Origin of the sequence: Klebsiella sp. M5al, from assembly GCF_002090195.1 — a bacterium.
Lineage (GTDB): Bacteria > Pseudomonadota > Gammaproteobacteria > Enterobacterales > Enterobacteriaceae > Klebsiella > Klebsiella grimontii.
Map to the genome: position 1 here is coordinate 74,090 of NZ_CP020657.1, position 18,976 is coordinate 93,065.

17 protein-coding genes are annotated in these 18,976 nt (G+C 53.7%); 10 read left to right on the forward strand and 7 right to left on the reverse strand.

Annotation, left to right across the window (positions count from 1 at the left end; all coding sequences use genetic code 11):
* Nucleotides 1–106 precede the first annotated feature (106 nt).
* Nucleotides 107–2,896 (forward strand): DNA polymerase I, encoded by a 2,790-nt coding sequence (gene polA / locus BWI76_RS00355; protein WP_049086923.1) that lies wholly within the window; start codon nt 107–109, stop codon nt 2,894–2,896.
* 349 nt (nt 2,897–3,245) lie between these two features.
* Here polA and yihA read toward each other — a convergent pair whose 3' ends face one another.
* Nucleotides 3,246–3,878 (reverse strand): ribosome biogenesis GTP-binding protein YihA/YsxC, encoded by a 633-nt coding sequence (yihA, locus tag BWI76_RS00365; protein ID WP_004127091.1) that lies wholly within the window; start codon nt 3,876–3,878, stop codon nt 3,246–3,248.
* Nucleotides 3,879–4,461: 583 nt separating this feature from the next.
* Here yihA and yihI point away from each other — a divergent pair.
* The gene (gene yihI / locus BWI76_RS00370; protein WP_004132878.1) at nt 4,462–4,968 is read left to right on the forward strand and encodes a Der GTPase-activating protein YihI; all 507 of its coding nucleotides are present in this window, start codon (nt 4,462–4,464) and stop codon (nt 4,966–4,968) included.
* A gap of 188 nt (nt 4,969–5,156) precedes the next feature.
* Complete coding sequence (gene hemN / locus BWI76_RS00380; protein ID WP_004132876.1) at nt 5,157–6,530, forward strand: oxygen-independent coproporphyrinogen III oxidase; 1,374 nt, start codon at nt 5,157–5,159, stop codon at nt 6,528–6,530.
* 36 nt (nt 6,531–6,566) lie between these two features.
* Here hemN and BWI76_RS27975 read toward each other — a convergent pair whose 3' ends face one another.
* From BWI76_RS27975 to glnA, 4 genes are all read right to left on the reverse strand, one after another.
* Nucleotides 6,567–6,677 carry a YshB family small membrane protein gene (locus tag BWI76_RS27975; RefSeq protein WP_004127096.1) on the reverse strand — a complete coding sequence of 37 codons (111 nt, stop codon included), beginning with the start codon at nt 6,675–6,677 and terminating at the stop codon, nt 6,567–6,569.
* 111 nt (nt 6,678–6,788) lie between these two features.
* On the reverse strand, nt 6,789–8,198 hold the full coding sequence (gene glnG, locus BWI76_RS00385; RefSeq protein WP_004107350.1) for a nitrogen regulation protein NR(I): 1,410 nt from the start codon (nt 8,196–8,198) through the stop codon (nt 6,789–6,791).
* Between the two features lie 8 nt (nt 8,199–8,206).
* Nucleotides 8,207–9,256 (reverse strand): nitrogen regulation protein NR(II), encoded by a 1,050-nt coding sequence (glnL, locus tag BWI76_RS00390; RefSeq protein WP_004127098.1) that lies wholly within the window; start codon nt 9,254–9,256, stop codon nt 8,207–8,209.
* Nucleotides 9,257–9,444: 188 nt separating this feature from the next.
* A complete protein-coding gene (gene glnA / locus BWI76_RS00400; protein WP_004127100.1) occupies nt 9,445–10,854 on the reverse strand; it encodes a glutamate--ammonia ligase in 1,410 nt (469 codons plus the stop codon).
* Nucleotides 10,855–11,232: 378 nt separating this feature from the next.
* On the opposite strand from glnA, the gene typA reads away from it, so the two are divergent.
* The 5 genes from typA (at nt 11,233) to fabY (ending at nt 16,063) form a co-directional block, all read left to right on the forward strand.
* Nucleotides 11,233–13,056, forward strand: a complete 1,824-nt coding sequence (gene typA / locus BWI76_RS00410) for a ribosome-dependent GTPase TypA (protein WP_004132874.1) — start codon at nt 11,233–11,235, stop codon at nt 13,054–13,056.
* A 133-nt stretch (nt 13,057–13,189) separates the two neighbouring features.
* Nucleotides 13,190–13,789 carry a glucose-1-phosphatase gene (gene yihX / locus BWI76_RS00415; RefSeq protein WP_004132872.1) on the forward strand — a complete coding sequence of 200 codons (600 nt, stop codon included), beginning with the start codon at nt 13,190–13,192 and terminating at the stop codon, nt 13,787–13,789.
* Nucleotides 13,783–14,643, forward strand: a complete 861-nt coding sequence (locus BWI76_RS00420) for a virulence factor BrkB family protein (RefSeq protein ID WP_004127107.1) — start codon at nt 13,783–13,785, stop codon at nt 14,641–14,643. Before yihX ends, BWI76_RS00420 begins: the two co-directional genes overlap by 7 nt.
* Nucleotides 14,640–15,077: a D-aminoacyl-tRNA deacylase gene (gene dtd / locus BWI76_RS00425; protein ID WP_004132870.1), complete on the forward strand. Its 438-nt coding sequence runs from the start codon at nt 14,640–14,642 to the stop codon at nt 15,075–15,077. The genes BWI76_RS00420 and dtd overlap by 4 nt, the downstream gene beginning before the upstream one ends.
* A 44-nt stretch (nt 15,078–15,121) precedes the next feature.
* A complete protein-coding gene (gene fabY, locus BWI76_RS00430) occupies nt 15,122–16,063 on the forward strand; it encodes a fatty acid biosynthesis protein FabY (RefSeq protein WP_004127112.1) in 942 nt (313 codons plus the stop codon).
* A gap of 17 nt (nt 16,064–16,080) precedes the next feature.
* Here the strand turns inward: fabY and BWI76_RS00435 are convergent, their stop codons facing one another.
* The gene (locus tag BWI76_RS00435) at nt 16,081–16,998 is read right to left on the reverse strand and encodes an alpha/beta hydrolase (RefSeq protein WP_024360706.1); all 918 of its coding nucleotides are present in this window, start codon (nt 16,996–16,998) and stop codon (nt 16,081–16,083) included.
* Between the two features lie 205 nt (nt 16,999–17,203).
* Between BWI76_RS00435 and BWI76_RS00440 the strand changes: the two genes are divergently transcribed.
* Both BWI76_RS00440 and BWI76_RS00445 read left to right on the forward strand, forming a co-directional pair.
* The gene (locus tag BWI76_RS00440) at nt 17,204–17,443 is read left to right on the forward strand and encodes a CopG family transcriptional regulator (protein ID WP_077265771.1); all 240 of its coding nucleotides are present in this window, start codon (nt 17,204–17,206) and stop codon (nt 17,441–17,443) included.
* On the forward strand, nt 17,440–17,814 hold the full coding sequence (locus BWI76_RS00445) for a type II toxin-antitoxin system VapC family toxin (RefSeq protein WP_049086919.1): 375 nt from the start codon (nt 17,440–17,442) through the stop codon (nt 17,812–17,814). Before BWI76_RS00440 ends, BWI76_RS00445 begins: the two co-directional genes overlap by 4 nt.
* A gap of 37 nt (nt 17,815–17,851) precedes the next feature.
* Here the strand turns inward: BWI76_RS00445 and fdhE are convergent, their stop codons facing one another.
* The gene (gene fdhE / locus BWI76_RS00450; RefSeq protein ID WP_004132861.1) at nt 17,852–18,781 is read right to left on the reverse strand and encodes a formate dehydrogenase accessory protein FdhE; all 930 of its coding nucleotides are present in this window, start codon (nt 18,779–18,781) and stop codon (nt 17,852–17,854) included.
* Nucleotides 18,782–18,976 lie beyond the last annotated feature (195 nt).

Sequence of the window (18,976 nt, forward strand, 5' to 3'; positions counted from 1 at the left end):
TCGACGGGATCGTTGAATCTTTTCGACGAAATGCGGGAAAAATTCAGGATTTAATGCCCGTCTGTGGCATCCTTTACCGATAATCTGATAAACAGGCACGGAAATTATGGTTCAGATCCCAGAAAACCCTCTCATCCTCGTTGACGGCTCCTCTTACCTTTATCGGGCATATCACGCGTTCCCTCCGCTGACGAATAGCGCTGGCGAGCCGACAGGCGCAATGTATGGCGTACTGAATATGCTGCGAAGCCTGATCCTGCAGTATCAACCGACCCATGCCGTCGTCGTGTTTGATGCCAAGGGGAAGACTTTCCGTGATGAACTGTTTGAGCACTATAAATCTCATCGCCCGCCGATGCCGGACGATCTACGTGCGCAGATCGAGCCGCTGCATGCCATGGTTAAGGCGATGGGCCTGCCGCTGATGGCCGTTCCTGGCGTAGAAGCTGACGATGTCATCGGGACCCTGGCGCGTGAAGCTGAAAAGGTCGGGCGTCCGGTACTGATTAGCACCGGCGATAAAGACATGGCTCAGCTGGTTACGCCGGGTATTACGCTGATTAACACCATGACCAACACCATCCTCGGCCCGGATGAAGTGGTGACCAAATACGGCGTGCCGCCGGAGCTGATCATCGATTTTCTGGCCCTGATGGGGGACTCATCGGACAATATCCCTGGCGTACCAGGCGTGGGAGAGAAGACGGCGCAGGCGTTGTTACAGGGGCTGGGCGGCCTTGATACGCTATATGCGGAACCTGAAAAAATCGCCGGACTGACCTTCCGCGGTGCAAAAACGATGGCAGCGAAGCTGGAGCAGAATAAAGAGGTGGCCTACCTCTCTTATCAGCTGGCGACGATCAAAACCGACGTCGAGCTGGATCTGGGCTGCGAAGATCTGCTGGTTGCACAGCCCATCGCTGATGAACTGCTGACGCTATTTAAAAAGTATGAGTTCAAACGCTGGATCACTGATGTCGAGTCCGGCAAGTGGATGCAGGCAAAAGGCGCAAAGCCTGCGGCGAAGCCGATAGCCGCTGTGGCAGCAGTGGCTGATGCCGAAGAGGAAACCGCCACGGCGCTCTCTTCTGAAAACTATGTCACGATTCTTGATGAAGAAACGCTGCTGACCTGGATTGAGAGCCTGAAGAAAGCGCCGCTTTTTGCCTTTGATACCGAAACAGACAGCCTGGATAACGTGTCAGCCAATATGGTCGGCTTATCCTTCGCTATTGAACCCGGCGTTGCGGCCTATGTACCGGTTGCCCATGATTATCTGGACGCACCGGATCAGATCCCGCGCGACCGTGTCCTTGAGCTGCTGAAACCGCTACTGGAAGATGACAATGTTCTGAAGGTTGGGCAAAACCTCAAATATGACCGCGGTATCCTGGCTAACTATGACATTGAACTGCGCGGTATTGCCTTTGATACCATGCTGGAATCCTACATTCTCGACAGCGTGGCGGGCCGCCATGATATGGATAGCCTCTCCGACCGCTGGCTGAAGCACAAAACCATTACCTTTGAAGAGATTGCGGGTAAAGGTAAAAACCAGCTTACATTCAACCAAATCGCGCTGGAAGAAGCGGGCCGCTACGCGGCGGAAGATGCCGACGTCACGCTACAGCTGCACCTGAAAATGTGGCCTAAACTTCAGCAAAATGAAGGCCCGCTGAACGTTTTTAAAAATATTGAAATGCCGCTGGTGCCGGTACTATCCCGCATTGAGCGCAATGGCGTGAAGATCGATCCGGCCGTACTGCATGTGCACTCTCAGGAGATAGCCAAGCGCCTGGTTGAGCTGGAGAAAAAGGCGTACGACATCGCGGGCGAAGAGTTTAACCTCTCTTCTCCGAAGCAGCTGCAAACGATCTTGTTTGAAAAACAAGGTATTAAGCCGCTGAAGAAAACCCCGGGCGGCGCGCCCTCGACCTCGGAAGAGGTGCTGGAAGAGCTGGCGCTGGATTATCCGCTGCCGAAAGTCATCCTCGAATATCGTGGCCTGGCAAAACTCAAGTCCACCTACACCGATAAGCTGCCGCTGATGATCAGCCCGAAAACGGGCCGGGTTCACACCTCTTATCACCAGGCGGTTACCGCCACGGGACGTTTGTCGTCCACCGATCCGAACCTGCAGAATATTCCGGTACGCAATGATGAAGGGCGCCGTATTCGCCAGGCGTTTATTGCACCGGAAGATTATCTCATCGTCTCTGCCGACTACTCGCAAATTGAACTGCGCATCATGGCGCATCTGTCTCGCGACAAGGGCCTGCTGACCGCGTTTGCTGAAGGGAAGGATATCCACCGCGCGACGGCGGCTGAGGTTTTCGGTTTGCCGCTGGAGAGCGTCAGTAGCGAGCAGCGCCGCAGCGCGAAGGCGATCAACTTCGGCCTGATTTACGGCATGAGCGCATTCGGCCTTGCGCGCCAGCTCAATATCCCACGCAAAGAAGCGCAAAAGTATATGGATCTCTACTTTGAACGCTATCCGGGCGTGTTGGAGTATATGGAGCGCACCCGCACTCAGGCAAAAGAGCAGGGGTATGTTGAAACGCTCGATGGCCGTCGTCTCTATCTGCCGGACATTAAATCCAGCAACGGTGCGCGTCGTGCTGGTGCCGAGCGTGCGGCGATCAACGCGCCGATGCAGGGAACCGCCGCCGATATTATTAAGCGCGCGATGATTGCCGTCGACAGCTGGTTGTTAAGTGAAAAACCTCGCGTGCGGATGATCATGCAGGTGCACGATGAATTGGTCTTTGAAGTGCATAAAGACGATCTTGAGGCGGTCGCGAAAAAAATCCATGAACTGATGGAAAGCAGTACGACGCTGGCGGTTCCGCTACTGGTGGAAGTGGGAAGCGGAGAAAACTGGGATCAAGCGCACTAAGTATTCGGCAGGTAGGGTCATTTCTTGTAAGTGAGTAACATAACTTATCGTATTTTGTGATGATCATTTGAATTTGCTATGTAAAGAGTGAAAAAAAACTACAAAAAATGCTTTATCCGTAATCGAAAGAAGAGTAGAGTTAAAGACGTAGGGTACAGAGGTAAGATGTTCTATCTTTCAGACCTTTTACTTCACGTAATCGGATTTGGCTGAATATTTTAGCCGCCCCGGTCATTTATGACCGGGGCGTTTTTTATTGCGCGAAAGAAAATTTTTTGCGTATCGATGCTGATGAGGCGGGCTACCCGGACAGGGCCTCACGCGCCGCTATCCGGGGTAATTAGCGAGATTATTCGCCGTCTTCAGGTTCTTCCTGAGGGGGGATATCGTTATACCAGCTATCCAGTTTCTGCCGGAGTTTATCCACGCCTTGCTTCTTCAGGGAAGAAAATCCTTCGACCTGCACATCTCCGTTAAAGGCGGTTACCGCTTCACGAACCATAGCGATCTGCGCTTTCCGCGCCCCGCTGGCCAGCTTATCGGCTTTGGTCAGCAGCACCAGAACCGGAATATCGCTTTCAACCGCCCATTGGATCATCTGCTGATCGAGATCTTTAAGCGGATGACGGATATCCATCAGCACAACCAGGCCTTTCAGACACAGGCGTTTCTCGAGATATTCACCCAGCGCGCGTTGCCACTTGATTTTCATCTCTTCCGGTACCTGGGCATAACCATAGCCCGGCAGGTCGACCAGGCGTTTGCCCTCAGCGACTTCAAACAGGTTAATCAGCTGCGTACGGCCAGGCGTCTTCGAAGTGCGTGCCAGGCTTTTCTGGTTAGTCAGCGTGTTCAGAGCGCTGGATTTCCCGGCGTTAGAGCGGCCAGCAAAGGCCACTTCAATACCGGTATCGGCAGGAAGATGGCGGATATCTGGCGCGCTAGTGACAAAATGCGTCAGTTGATAATTCCAGTTGGTCAAGACGGTCGTCTCCGTTAAATCAGGCTTTGACGGGGATTATACCTGAACAGCAGAAAAAGGCTGTTTTTACCGCACCTCATCGCTGTAAGTTAAAACCACAGTCTTTGTAAGACATTGGCTATTGATTATATGAGAAATACATGAGGAAAAACTGAGTAAACATAATACAAACGCTGATAAATCATCGTGTTGAGCTGAAAGAAAATTCTGAAACTTGTTTTTTTTCCGTACAGTCGGTTGTAGGTTTTCCTTAAAACAGTAAAGTAGCGGTCAAGGGCGAGGATGCTAACAGGATTATGACTCAGGATGAGGAGTCAGGAAGCGCCAGGAGGCGAGGACTACGGATTGTCAGGATGACAAACGTCTGGAGACGTTTTAAAAGGAAATGGATGTAACAGGGACCGTTAGTTGCTAAAGGAAAGACAGGGTGTGTCGTTAGCGAACATGGAAAGTAGAAGCCCATTAAGGGTTGTCAGTGCGGAAAAAGGCGACAGAGTAATCTGTCGCCTTTTTTCTTTGCTTGCTTTCTGCTAGATTCCGCCTCAATTCTATACTGAAGAAAACGGCCTGAAGATTACACAACATGAAAAAACCGACATCCGTACCTCGCGGCAAAAAAAATCGCAAAACGCGTGAAGAATTGAACCAGGAAGCCCGCGAGCGCAAGCATCAGAAGAAGCATCGTGGCCATGCGGCAGGAAGTCGCGCGACCGGCGGCGACAACGCTTTGGCAGGCAAAAAACAAGGCCAGCAGCAAGATCCCCGAATTGGCAGTAAAAAACCAATCCCGCTGGGCGTGACTGAAAATGCTCCGGCGATTAAGCAGCATAAACCAAAGAGCGAGAAACCTATGCTTTCACCGCAGGCTGAGCTGGATTTGCTGGAGAACGATGAGCGCCTGGACGCGCTGCTGGAACGTCTGGAAGAGGGCGGTACCCTGAATACTGAAGAGCAGACCTGGGTTGATGCCAAACTGGATCGCATTGATGAGCTGATGCAGCAGCTGGGCCTCTCCTACGATGATGACGAAGATGAAGAAGAGGAAGAGCGCAAAGAAGATATGATGCGTCTGCTGAAGGGTGGAAACTAACGTTTGCACCCCATCGGATTCCCAGTCCTGCTTATAACCCTTCTGGTTATATGTTATCTGCTGTGGTTATTCGTTAAACTACGACGGTTGTCGCGGCGTCAAAAATGGCTGCGCAACCGGCTCATTACCCGAGGTGCGGTTGGGCCGGGGCGGCGTACCCGCCGACGGTACCATCGGAAGGAGTGAGCATGTCTGTGCAGTTAATCGACTGGGATCTGGCCCTGATCCAGAAATATAACTATTCCGGGCCGCGTTATACTTCGTATCCCACCGCGCTGGAGTTTTCTCCAGAATTTGGCCCCGCTGAATTTGATGCGGCGGTTGCCCGCTATCCGCAGCGTCCCCTCTCGCTGTACGTGCATATCCCGTTTTGCCATAAGCTCTGTTATTTCTGCGGCTGTAATAAAATCGTCACCCGCCAACAGCATAAGGCCGATCAGTATCTGGATGTCCTTGAGCAGGAGATTATTCATCGCGCGCCGCTTTTTTCTGGCCGCAAAGTTAATCAGCTACACTGGGGCGGCGGTACGCCAACGTATCTAAACAAGGCGCAAATTAGTCGTCTGATGGGTCTGCTGCGTACCCATTTCAATTTTAACGCGGACGCAGAGATCTCCATTGAGGTTGATCCGCGCGAAATCGAACTCGATGTGCTGGATCATTTACGTGGCGAAGGCTTTAATCGCCTGAGTATGGGCGTGCAGGACTTCAACAAAGAAGTGCAGCGCCTGGTAAACCGCGAGCAGGATGAGGCCTTCATCTTCGCGCTACTCAACCATGCGCGCGACATCGGCTTTACCTCGACCAATATCGACCTGATTTACGGCCTGCCGAAGCAGACGCCGCAGAGCTTCGCTTATACGCTACAGAAAGTGGCGGAGCTTAATCCCGATCGCCTGAGCGTGTTCAACTACGCGCATCTACCCACGCTCTTCGCCGCGCAGCGCAAAATCAAAGATGCCGATTTGCCCTCAGCGGAACAGAAGCTGGACATTCTTCAGGAAACCATCAATTCGCTGACGGCTGCGGGATATCAGTTTATCGGCATGGACCACTTTGCCCGTCCGGATGATGAACTGGCGATAGCCCAACGTGAAGGCATTCTGCATCGCAATTTCCAGGGTTACACCACCCAGGGAGACACCGACCTGTTGGGAATGGGCGTGTCGGCGATCAGTATGATTGGCGATTGCTACGCGCAGAACCAGAAAGAGTTGAAACAGTATTATCAGCAGGTTGATGAAACCGGAACGGCGCTGTGGCGCGGTATTGCGTTGACGCGCGATGACTGCATCCGCCGCGACGTGATTAAGGCGCTGATTTGTAACTTTCGTCTCGACTTCGCTTCGGTAGACGCGCAGTGGGATCTTACCTTCGATAGCTACTTTGCCGACGATATGAAATTGCTGGCGCCGCTAGCCAAAGATGGGCTGGTGGATGTGGATGAGAAAGGCATTCAGGTGACGCCGAAAGGCCGACTGCTGATTCGCAATATCTGCATGTGTTTCGATGCGTATCTGCGCCAAAAAGCGCGGATGCAGCAGTTTTCCCGCGTCATATAAGCAATATCCCCTCTCCTGCCAGGAGAGGGGATATTATCAGCTAAACAGGCCAACCATCGCCGCGCACAGAACGGCAGCGACCGCCGTCTGCGGCGTATGACCCGCTGCAACACCGCTCGATATAATATTAATGAGTGATTCAAGCATGATTTCTCCCCCGTCTTTCCGGGCAAGATCATACTCAACGCATGGCAACAGTAAAGTACAAAATAGCAGCAGTTTGCGCTGGATGACTATTTTTTCCTCGCCAGCGCGCAGCTACTCCATCCCCAACTCTTTTAGCTTACGCGTCAGGGTATTACGACCCCATCCCAGCAGCCGGGCCGCCTCTTGTTTATGCCCCTGAGTGTGGCGTAAGGCGGTGGTCAGCAGCGTGCGCTCCATCTCAGGCTGCGCTTCCGAGAGCAGGTTTTGATGACCGGAACGCAAAGCGCGATCGGCCCATTGTCCCAGCAGCGTGGCCCAGCTATCCGGCAGCATTTGCGTTGGGTTATCCGGTATCGCGGTTTCAAACAGCTCGCTGGGAAGATCCTGCGTCAGAACCTCCTGACCTGCGGCCATTACCGTCAGCCAGCGACAGGTGTTTTCCAGCTGACGTACGTTACCCGGCCATGCCAGTCGGGTTAACGCCATCTCCGTCTCCGGATGCAGCTGTTTGGCCTCGACGCCCAGTTCACGAGCGGCAATTTGCAGGAAGTGCCTCGCCAGGCGAGGAATATCTTCCCGACGCTCGCGCAGCGGCGGCAGATGGACGCGAATCACGTTCAGGCGGTGGAATAAATCCTCGCGGAATTTTCCTTCCTGGACGCGCAGCTCAAGGTTCTGGTGAGTGGCGGCAATGATGCGCACATCCACTTTCACCGGCGCATAGCCGCCGACGCGATAAAACTGGCCATCAGCGAGGACGCGCAGCAGGCGAGTCTGTACGTCCAGCGGCATATCGCCGATCTCGTCGAGGAATAGCGTGCCGCCGTCTGCCTGCTCAAAGCGTCCCTGACGCACGGTATTGGCGCCGGTAAAGGCCCCTTTCTCGTGGCCAAATAGCTCTGATTCGATTAAATCTTTAGGAATTGCTGCCATATTTAGCGCAATAAACGGCGCCTTGGCGCGCGGACTATGCCGATGGAGAGCATGGGCAACCAGCTCTTTACCGGTACCGGATTCCCCGTTGATCAGTACGCTGATTGATGAGCGCGACAGGCGGCCGATAATGCGAAAAACGTCCTGCATGGCCGGCGCTTCGCCGATAATATCGGCCGTCGGGCTATTAATCGGCGCATTACGCGGCTGCTGCTGTTCCTGGTAATGGCTAATCGCACGGTCGACCAGCGCCACCGCTTCATCAATATCAAACGGTTTCGGCAGATAATCAAAAGCGCCCTGCTGATAGGCGCTGACCGCCGCGTCAAGATCCGAATGCGCCGTCATTATGATGACCGGGAGCATCGGATGACGCTGTTTAATTTGCTTTAGCAGCGCCAGCCCATCCATCCCCGGCATGCGGATATCAGACAGCAGTACATCCGGGGTTTTGGTCGTGAGGGCATCAAGCACCTCATTGCCGCTTTCAAACGTTGTACAACTCAAGCCTGCCCCGGTGAGCGCGCGTTCAAGCACCCAACGGATGGAGCTATCGTCGTCAACGATCCATGCTATCCCTCGTTGCATAAACACCTCTACTTCCGAATAGGCAGGTACACCGAGAATTCGGTATGCCCTGGCCAACTGGTAAATTCAATTTTGCCGGAGTGCTGGTCGATAAGGCTGCGGGCGATAGACAGCCCGAGTCCGGTACCGCCTTCGCGTCCACTCACCATGGGATAAAACAGCGTATCCTGTAAGTGAGACGGGATTCCCGGGCCGTTATCTTCAACGTCTATACGCGCAGCGAGGCGGTAGCGCACGCCGTGCAGGGTTAACTGGAAGGCCGTCCGGGTGCGCAGAGTGATCTCTCCGCCCTCCGGTCCCAGCGCCTGCAGCGCGTTACGTACGATGTTCAGCAGCACTTGTTCAATTTGATCCGGGTCGTGCGGGAGCTCTGGCAGGCTGGGGTCATAGTCGCGCACCAGCTTGACGTTATCCGGTAGTTCCATCGACACCAGCTTCACCACTCGCTCAGCGACCTTGTGGATGCTTTCTGTTACGTGCATTCCGGGATGCTGTGGTCCCAGTAGACGGTCGACCAGATTTCTTAACCGGTCGGCCTGTTCAATAATGACTTTGGTATATTCCATTAGCGCAGGGTCGGGCAGCGCTTTGCTCAGCAGCTGCGCCGCGCCGCGCAGGCCGCCCAGCGGATTTTTAATCTCGTGGGCCAGACCACGCACTAAGTCACGTGCGGCAATCTGCTGCGCGTGCTGTAGCTGCTCCTGGCTCAGGCGACGCTGATTATCCATCGGCGCCATTTCCAGCAGGATATAGCCTTCAGGCAGGCGTTGCGCCGTCAGGGAAAGGATGTGGGAGCGGCCATCAATAACCAGCGTCACTTCGTTATCGGTAAAACCCTGACCCGCAGCGAGGCTCTCTTGCATGAGGCCGATATTCAGCGAGAAATAGCTCAACAGCTCCGGCAGCGGCGTGCCGAATAATTTACGCGAGCTTTGCGCCAGCAGCTGCTGCGCCGCCGGGTTCGCGTAATGTACCGCCAGGTCGTCATCGACCAGTAAGATACTGTTGATTAAAGAGTTAAGGATCTGCCCAGCATCGGGCAGTGTGCCTGTTGCCATTCGACAGTCTCCTGAAAAAGAGTGCACCATTTTAGTGCAGTATAGCTTTTTATGAATAAAAAGCTCATGGGATCAGCGCGTTGGTGGAGAAAAAAGCCCATCCTGAGATGGGCTGAAAGTTTCCACGGCAACAAAACATCCTTGGTACCCCACGCCACAACACGGAATACCGCGGATTTACAGCAAAATTAGACGCTGTAGTACAGCTCAAACTCAACCGGGTGCGGAGTCATGCGTACGCGGTCGTTTTCTTCAATACGCAGGGCGATGTAAGCATCGATAGCGTCGTTGGTGAATACGCCGCCAGCGGTCAGGAATTCACGGTCCGCGTCCAGCGCGTTCAGTGCTTCTTCCAGAGAGCCTGCAACCTGTGGGATCTCTTTCGCTTCTTCCGGCGGCAGGTCGTACAGGTTTTTATCCATGGCTTCGCCCGGATGGATTTTGTTCTTGATACCGTCAAGGCCAGCCATCAGCAGCGCCGCGAAGCACAGGTACGGGTTAGCAGCCGGGTCCGGGAAGCGAACTTCGATACGGCGCGCTTTCGGAGAGGTGACAACCGGAATACGGATAGACGCGGAACGGTTACGGGCAGAGTAAGCCAGCATAACCGGCGCTTCGTAACCCGGGACCAGACGCTTGTAGGAGTTGGTGGTCGGGTTAGCCAGGGCATTAATCGCTTTAGCGTGTTTGATTACGCCGCCGATGTAGTACAGCGCTTGTTCAGACAGGCCTGCGTATTTGTCGCCGGAGAACAGGTTTACGCCGTTCTTGGACAGGGACATGTGGCAGTGCATACCGGAACCGTTATCGCCAAACATCGGTTTTGGCATAAAGGTCGCGGTTTTGCCGAAACGGTGTGCGACGTTATGCACAACGTATTTGTAAATCTGAATTTCGTCCGCTTTTTTGGTCATGGTGTTAAAGCGGGTCGCGATTTCGTTCTGGCCCGCAGTCGCCACTTCGTGGTGGTGAGCTTCAACAACCAGGCCCATCTCTTCCATGATCATACACATGGTGGAGCGGATATCCTGAGAAGAGTCTACTGGCGGAACCGGGAAGTAACCGCCTTTCACGCCCGGACGGTGGCCTTTGTTGCCGCCTTCGTATTTGGTGGAGGAGTTCCATGCGCCTTCGATATCGTCGATAGCAACGTGGGAACCGGAGATGGAGGCACCAAAACGGATGTCGTCGAACAGGAAGAATTCTGGTTCTGGCCCGAACAGCACGGTGTCAGCCAGGCCGGTAGAGCGCAGATACTCTTCAGCGCGCTTAGCAATGGAACGCGGGTCGCGGTCATAGCCCTGCAGGGTGCCTGGTTCCAGGATGTCGCAGCGGATGATCAGCGTCGGTTCTTCATAGAACGGGTCGATCAGCGCGGTGGTTGCATCCGGCATCAGAACCATGTCGGATTCGTTAATACCTTTCCAGCCGCCAATCGAGGAGCCATCAAACATTTTGCCTTCTTCGAAGAATTCGGCATTTACCTGATGAGAAGGAATAGTAACGTGCTGTTCTTTACCTTTGGTATCGGTGAAGCGCAGATCGACAAACTTCACTTCATGCTCGTTCAGCATCGTCAAAACGTGTTCAGCGGACATACTTAAACTCTCCCGGATTGGTCATTGTCGTCGTGGAAACGAAAACTTTTTAACTACGTAAAGTGGCGTTGTTGCCTTAAAAAATATAAAGCGAAATCTGTGCCAACTTTTAAATTGCCCCCAAAAGGCGTTATCATGCACATCATCGTGCAAAAGGGCTGCACCAAAATGAATGCATTGCACCAATATAGTGCATTTGTGTGAACATTGGGCACTTATTTGGTGCAATTGACCTTGAATAACCCTTTTAACGCTCCGTGAAAGCGATCACAAAGAATCTCTGCAATACTTGTTTGCGGAGGATGTTTGTGATCCTGTTTTGTACTGCGATTAATCCGTGTACAATAACGCGCTATTTCTAATGCCTGAGGCAAAGTTGTGATCGAAAATTTGCGTAATATCGCCATCATCGCGCACGTTGACCATGGTAAAACTACCCTGGTTGATAAGCTGCTACAGCAATCCGGTACGTTCGACGCGCGTGCCGAAACTCAAGAGCGAGTGATGGACTCCAACGATTTGGAGAAAGAGCGCGGGATTACCATCCTGGCTAAAAACACCGCTATCAAATGGAATGACTACCGTATCAACATCGTTGATACCCCGGGGCACGCCGACTTCGGTGGTGAAGTTGAACGTGTCATGTCCATGGTTGATTCCGTTCTGTTGGTCGTTGATGCAATGGATGGTCCGATGCCGCAGACGCGCTTCGTGACCAAAAAAGCCTTTGCTCATGGCCTGAAGCCAATTGTTGTTATCAACAAAGTTGACCGTCCGGGCGCACGTCCTGACTGGGTTGTCGATCAGGTATTCGACCTGTTCGTTAACCTCGACGCTACCGACGAACAGCTGGACTTCCCTATCGTTTACGCTTCTGCGCTGAACGGTATCGCGGGTCTGGATCACGAAGATATGGCTGAAGACATGACTCCGCTGTATCAGACCATCGTCGATCGCGTACCGGCGCCGAACGTTGACCTTGATGGCCCGCTGCAGATGCAAATCTCCCAGCTGGACTACAACAACTACGTTGGCGTCATCGGCATCGGCCGCATCAAGCGCGGTAAAGTGAAGCCGAACCAGCAGGTCACTATCATTGATAGCGAAGGCAAAACCCGTAACGGTAAAGTCGGTAAGGTTCTGACCCATCTGGGCCTTGAGCGTATCGAGAGCGACGTTGCAGAAGCTGGCGATATCATCGCGATCACCGGCCTGGGCGAACTGAACATCTCTGACACCATCTGCGATACGCAGAATGTTGAAGCGCTGCCGGCGCTGTCTGTTGATGAGCCGACCGTCTCTATGTTCTTCTGCGTTAACACCTCGCCGTTCTGCGGTAAGGAAGGTAAGTACGTTACCTCTCGTCAGATCCTTGACCGCCTGAACAAAGAGCTGGTGCATAACGTGGCGCTGCGCGTTGAAGAAACTCCGGATGCAGACGCATTCCGCGTTTCTGGCCGTGGCGAACTGCACCTGTCTGTCCTTATCGAGAACATGCGTCGTGAAGGTTTCGAAATGGCGGTTTCCCGTCCGAAAGTTATCTTCCGCGAAATCGATGGCCGTAAGCAAGAGCCGTTCGAAAACGTGACGCTGGACGTTGAAGAGCAGCACCAGGGTTCTGTGATGCAGGCGCTGGGTGAGCGTAAAGGCGATCTGAAAAACATGAATCCAGATGGCAAAGGCCGCGTACGTCTCGACTACGTGATCCCAAGCCGTGGTCTGATCGGCTTCCGTTCAGAATTCATGACCATGACCTCCGGTACCGGTCTGCTGTACTCCACCTTCAGCCACTACGACGACGTTCGTGCGGGTGATGTGGGTCAGCGTCAGAACGGTGTTCTGATCTCCAACGGTCAGGGTAAAGCAGTTGCGTTCGCCCTGTTCAGCCTGCAGGATCGCGGTAAGCTGTTCCTGGGCCACGGCGCAGAAGTTTACGAAGGCCAGATTATCGGTATTCACAGCCGCTCTAACGACCTGACGGTAAACTGCCTGACCGGTAAGAAACTGACCAACATGCGTGCTTCCGGTACTGACGAAGCAACGACGCTGGTTCCGGCGCTGAAAATGACTCTGGAGCAGGCTCTTGAGTTCATCGATGACGACGAACTGGTAGAAGTCACCCCGACTTCTGTCCGTATCCGTAAACGTCACCTGACCGAGAACGACCGTAAACGCGCGATGCGCGGTGCGAAAGAAGATTAATTAACGCTTCTTTCTGCTATCTGAACCCTGCCTCAATGGCAGGGTTTCTTTTTTGTACAAAGCCCTACCGCCCATAGTCAAACTCCCCCTTTCCCGCTACAGTTAATTTTCCACGGTGCAAAAGGAGAGGACCATGCTCTATATCTTTGATTTAGGTAATGTGATTGTCGATATTGACTTCAACCGGGTGCTCGGGACGTGGAGCGATTTAACGCGAATTCCCCTTGCGACGCTGCAGCAGCATTTCACCATGGGCGAAGCGTTCCACCAGCACGAGCGCGGTGAAATCAGCGATGAAGATTTCGCGGCGGCGATGTGCCATGAAATGAACATGTCGCTTAGCTACGAGCAGTTCTCCCACGGCTGGCAGGCGGTTTTTGTCTCCCTGCGCCCGGAGGTTATCGCGATTATGCAAAAATTACGCGAGCAGGGGCATCGGGTCGTGGTTCTGTCCAACACTAACCGCCTGCATACCACCTTCTGGCCGGATGAGTACCCCGAGATACGCGCCGCGGCTGACCATATCTATCTTTCTCAGGAAATGGGGATGCGTAAACCCGAAGCGCGGATCTATCAGAGCGTCCTTGAAGCGGAAGGTTTTTCCGCTGACGATACGGTCTTCTTCGATGATAACGCGGATAATATTGCCGGGGCTAACCAGCTGGGCATTACCAGCATTCTGGTGACCGGGAAGGAAACCATCCCCAACTATTTTGCTAAACAGCTATGCTAAAAACCGTTCATCAAAAAACCACGCGCCATCTGCGACCGCTGGTGGCCTGGCTCAAGCTGCTATGGCGGCGTATTGATGAAGATAATATGACGACGCTGGCGGGGAATCTTGCCTATGTGTCGTTACTCTCCCTTGTGCCGCTTATTGCCGTCGTTTTCGCGCTGTTCGCGGCATTTCCGATGTTTTCTGATGTCAGTATCCAGATTCGCCACTTTATCTTCGCCAATTTCATCCCGGCAACCGGGGATGTCATTCAGGGCTACATTGAGCAGTTTGTCGCTAACTCCAGTCGAATGACCGCCGTGGGCGCTTTCGGTCTGATTGTGACATCGCTGCTGTTGATGTACTCCATTGATAGCGCGTTGAACACCATCTGGCGCAGTACCCGAACCCGGCCAAAAACCTACTCCTTTGCCGTTTACTGGATGATCCTCACCCTGGGGCCGCTGCTGGCGGGCGCCAGCCTTGCGATCAGCTCCTATCTCCTGTCGTTACGCTGGGCCAGCGACCTGAATAGCGTGATTGACGATGTGCTGCGTATTTTTCCGCTCATTTTATCCTGGGTGGCATTCTGGCTGCTTTACAGCATTGTGCCGACGGCCGAGGTGCGTAACCGCGATGCGATAATCGGTTCCCTGGTCGCTGCGCTGCTCTTTGAAGCGGGTAAGAAAGCTTTTGCTTTATATATCACCGCGTTCCCGTCATATCAGCTGATTTATGGCGTACTCGCCGTGGTGCCTATTTTGTTTGTCTGGGTGTACTGGACGTGGTGTATCGTCTTGCTTGGCGCTGAAATTACTGTCACTCTCGGTGAATACCGCAAACTGAAAAAAGAAGAAACAGAACAATCATGATTGCATTAATTCAACGCGTATCCCGAGCTAGCGTTACCGTGGAGGGTGAAGTGACGGGCGAAATCGGCCCCGGGCTTCTGGTGCTGTTAGGCGTCGAGAGAGACGATGATGAGCAAAAGGCGAACCGCCTGTGCGAGCGCGTGCTGGGATACCGTATTTTTAGCGATGCTGAAGGCAAAATGAATCTGAACGTGCAGCAGGCTGGCGGCAGCGTGCTGGTGGTTTCACAATTTACGCTGGCAGCAGATACCGAGCGCGGGATGCGCCCTGGATTTTCGAAAGGGGCTGCGCCGGATAAAGCGGAAGCGCTGTACGCGTATTTCGTTGAGCGCTGCCGCGAGCAGAAAATGAATACGCAGACCGGGAGATTTGCTGCCGATATGCAGGTTTCTCTGGTGAATGATGGTCCCGTAACCTTTTGGTTGCAGGTATGAGCCAGCTTCCGGGCAGGCTGCGGGTAACAAAAGAGAGTACAGCTATGTATCACCTTCGTGTACCGCAAACAGAAGAAGAGTTAGAGAGCTACTACCAGTTCCGCTGGGAGATGCTGCGTAAGCCGCTGCATCAGCCGAAAGGGTCCGAGCGCGATGCGTGGGATGCGATGGCGCACCATCAAATGGTGGTCGATGAAGAGGGTAATCTGGTTGCCGTCGGGCGGCTGTATGTGAATGCGGAAAACGAAGCCTCTATCCGTTTTATGGCCGTTCATCCGTCAGTGCAGGATAAAGGGCTGGGTACCCTGATGGCGATGACGCTGGAGTCCGTCGCCCGCCAGGAAGGCGTTAAGCGCGTGACCTGTAGCGCCCGCGAAGACGCGGTGGAGTTCTTTGCGAAGCTCGGTTTTGTGAACCAGGGAGAAATCACCACGCCGACGACCACGCCGATCCGTCATTTTCTGATGATTAAGCCAATAGCCTCGCTGGATGATATTTTACATCGCGGCGACTGGTGCGCTCAGCTGCAGCAGGCCTGGTATCAGCATATCCCTCTCAGCGAGAAAATGGGCGTGCGCATCCAGCAGTATACCGGGCAAAAATTCATCACCACCATGCCGGAAGCCGGTAACCAGAACCCACACCATACCCTGTTTGCCGGCAGCCTGTTTTCTCAGGCAACGTTAACCGGCTGGGGGCTTATCTGGCTGATGCTGCGCGAGCGGCATCTTGGCGGCACAATTATTCTTGCCGATGCGCATATCCGCTACAGCCAGCCCATTAGCGGACGCCCAAGCGCCGTTGCCGATCTCGGTTCGTTAAGCGGCGATCTTGACCGGCTGGCGCGCGGGCGTAAAGCGCGCGTTCAGCTGCAGGTTGAACTGTTTGGCGACGATCGGCTTGGCGCGGTTTTTGAGGGTATCTATATTGTTCTTCCCGCGAAGCCGTTTGGCCCGTATGAAGAGGGCGGTAACGAAGAGGAGTAGCCTCCCTTTATACCGGTCTACTGGCCTGGTGACTTCACCCGCCAGGCGATATCCCTCATCGCGCTTCCGGCCGCCGGGCTGATGCCGCCCAGTTGAAAGAAGCCGTGGATCACCCCGAGATAGCGCTGACAGGTACAGTCAACGCCCTGCTCAAGCAGGCGCTGGTAAAGCGCTTCGCCTTCATCACGCAAAGGGTCGTATTCTGCCGTCAGAATATGTACCGGCGGTAATCCGTTAAAGTCTTTACGCCATAGCGGGCTGGCTTCCGGATGATGGAGTTCCGTCGCTGAAAGGTACATTTCATAGCCGCTGAGCAGGGTATCTTCGGTGATGATGTAATCTTTACCGTTATCGATATAGCTCTTCATGCTGGCGGTGGCATCCAGCATCGGGTAAATCAAAACCAGCTGTGCGGGTTGCCAGGCCTGCGTGGTTTTGAGTCGCAGGGCGGTCACTAATGCCAGATGTCCTCCGGCGCTGTCGCCAGCCAGCGTAATACGGGAAGCATCGATGCCCAGCTGCCCGGCGTGGCGGTGAATAATCAGCGCGCCTTTTTCGGCATCATCATGGGCGGCAGGAAAAGTATGCTCCGGCGCCAGCCGATATTGCACGGCGATAACGCGACAGCCGCTGTGGTACGCCAGCTGGCGGAGCTGATGGTCATGCGTGGCGAAACCGCCGCTGATAAAGCAGCCACCGTGGAAATAGATAACGGCAGGCAGCGCGCCAGTCGCATTGAGGGGAGAGACCACGCGAAAAAACATGCCCTCGAGTTCGATGTCCTCTACCCACACGCGGTTTTCTTGTTCCCCGGCTAACACGGCACTAGCGACATAACCGTTTCTCCGGTCATCAATATTCTGTTCGCGCGATGAGGGGCGACCTGCATCGATAAATTCCCGCACCAGCTCTGCAATACCTTTTTCAAGCGCCATTTTTTAATCCCTTAACCTGTTTGGATATCCAGTCTTATAGCCTGATTTTTAACAAAAGAAAATGGGCGATTTGGGTTGCGAAACGATTGTGGAAAGCGGCTCGCAAAAGTGAAACTCATTGCTGACGGGGCTTTCCCCCCACCAACTGCAGGTGTATGTTGTTTGAAAATTCATCGTCAATGATATACTGGAGGTATATGTGAGTATGATGACGGGAACGAATATGGGCAGAATACTACTCGACTTATCGGATGACGTTATTAAACGTCTTGAAGACCTCAAACAGCAGCGCAATCTTCCTCGAGCGGAACTGTTACGCGAGGCGGTTGAACAGTACCTGGAAAGACAAGCTGACACCACTATTTCCAATGCGCTGGGGATTTGGCAAGGCTGTGAGGAAGAGGGAGTTGAATTCGAAAGGAAACTCCGCGAGGAGTGGCAATGATTAAAGGCCCGGCGCTGTTTGATACTAATATTCTCATCGATTTATTCAGCGGTCGCGTTGAAGCGAAACAGGTTCTGGAGGCTTATCCGCCACAGAATGCGATTAGCCTCATCACGTGGATGGAAGTAATGGTGGGGGCGAAAAAGTATCATCAGGAACACCGCACGCGTATTGCACTGAGCGCGTTTAATATTATCGATATTTCACAGGATATTGCTGAACGAAGCGTCAATCTCAGGAAGGAGTATGGGATGAAGCTGCCGGATGCCATCATACTGGCGACAGCGCAAATACATCGTTATGAACTGGTCACGCGCAATACCAAAGATTTTTTCGGGATACCCGGAGTGATTACGCCTTATCATTTGTAAGCCGGGCGGCAGGCGCCGCCCGGCATGATGCCAGCCGTTATTCCCCTTCGCCAGGGAACAGGAACGGGTTAATGGAGCTGCGGGCGAAGCCCTCTTGTTCCATCCGTGCGTCCAGCACCAGCGAGGCGAGGTCGTCGGCGACGGCTTCCACTTTTGGGTCTTTTTCCTGATAGAGAATCTTCAGGTAGGTACCGCAGTCGCCGCAGGTTTCGGCTTTAATCGCCGACTGCTCGTTATCTAATGACCAGTAGTGCAGATCGCGCGTTTGTTCGCAGTTGCTGCACTTCACGCGCACCACATGCCACTCGGTTTCGCACAGGTTGCAGTGCAGATAGCGCAGGCCCTGAGTGGTGCCAATTTGCACCATGCTGGAGACCGGCATCGAGCCGCAAACCGGGCAGAACTGACGCTGTTCACCGTATTCAGCGCGGGCTTTTCCGGGGATCAGGCTGGCCATCTGCGCCCAATAGAGCGAGAGCGCGGCCCAGATAAACGGCGCTTTATCGCTGCTGACAGAGGCAAAATCGGACGCAAACAGCGCGCTTGCCATCAGTTCCAGCTCCTGTTCGGAGGCTTTTTCCAGATTCTCGATGACCGCCAGCGCCGGGCCGCTCATCTCCGGCTTCAGTTCGGCAATCAGCGAATGCAGCAGCTTGTGCCAGTGCTTATCGCGCGGCAAAACGTGGATATCCAGCGGCGGCTTACCCTGGTCGTTCGCTTCTTTGATGCGCGCGGTGAGATCCATCTGCAGCGGATGGTCGTACAGCACCACTTCCTGCGCGTGGGCGATAAGCGCGGCAAAGCGCAGGTAATCGCCCAGCGGGTTATTTTCAGCCAGTTCGCGCAGGCGTTCGGCGCGACGGTTATATAAATTTTTGAGCCGGGGAAACAACAACGGCGGAATCATATCCGTCGCGCGTTTCTCGCTCTTTTCCAGCTCATCTTGCGGGATGATACGAATGCTCATTCTGTTACTTCCTGGTTTCAGCAGATTCGGCGATGGTCGCGTCCGCTCTGTGATTTGGCGGGCATCACGCGCCCGCTCTGGTGAATGTCATTAATGATAACCGCAATCGGCGTACGGGATATACCCATGACATCGCAATGTGTGCGTTACGATACCTGATATCGATACCCCAGACTATGCACCGTTAGGATTAGC

Bases quoted from the DNA above. Each gene is read 5' to 3' on its own strand.
- polA (WP_049086923.1), top strand. From the start codon at position 107: ATGGTTCAGATCCCAGAAAACCCTCTCATCCTCGTTGACGGCTCCTCT.
- yihI (WP_004132878.1), top strand. From the start codon at position 4,462: ATGAAAAAACCGACATCCGTACCTCGCGGCAAAAAAAATCGCAAAACG.
- hemN (WP_004132876.1), top strand. From the start codon at position 5,157: ATGTCTGTGCAGTTAATCGACTGGGATCTGGCCCTGATCCAGAAATAT.
- BWI76_RS27975 (WP_004127096.1), bottom strand. From the start codon at position 6,677: ATGCTTGAATCACTCATTAATATTATATCGAGCGGTGTTGCAGCGGGT.
- glnG (WP_004107350.1), bottom strand. From the start codon at position 8,198: ATGCAACGAGGGATAGCATGGATCGTTGACGACGATAGCTCCATCCGT.
- glnL (WP_004127098.1), bottom strand. From the start codon at position 9,256: ATGGCAACAGGCACACTGCCCGATGCTGGGCAGATCCTTAACTCTTTA.
- glnA (WP_004127100.1), bottom strand. From the start codon at position 10,854: ATGTCCGCTGAACACGTTTTGACGATGCTGAACGAGCATGAAGTGAAG.
- yihX (WP_004132872.1), top strand. From the start codon at position 13,190: ATGCTCTATATCTTTGATTTAGGTAATGTGATTGTCGATATTGACTTC.
- BWI76_RS00420 (WP_004127107.1), top strand. From the start codon at position 13,783: ATGCTAAAAACCGTTCATCAAAAAACCACGCGCCATCTGCGACCGCTG.
- dtd (WP_004132870.1), top strand. From the start codon at position 14,640: ATGATTGCATTAATTCAACGCGTATCCCGAGCTAGCGTTACCGTGGAG.
- fabY (WP_004127112.1), top strand. From the start codon at position 15,122: ATGTATCACCTTCGTGTACCGCAAACAGAAGAAGAGTTAGAGAGCTAC.
- BWI76_RS00435 (WP_024360706.1), bottom strand. From the start codon at position 16,998: ATGGCGCTTGAAAAAGGTATTGCAGAGCTGGTGCGGGAATTTATCGAT.
- BWI76_RS00440 (WP_077265771.1), top strand. From the start codon at position 17,204: ATGATGACGGGAACGAATATGGGCAGAATACTACTCGACTTATCGGAT.
- BWI76_RS00445 (WP_049086919.1), top strand. From the start codon at position 17,440: ATGATTAAAGGCCCGGCGCTGTTTGATACTAATATTCTCATCGATTTA.
- fdhE (WP_004132861.1), bottom strand. From the start codon at position 18,781: ATGAGCATTCGTATCATCCCGCAAGATGAGCTGGAAAAGAGCGAGAAA.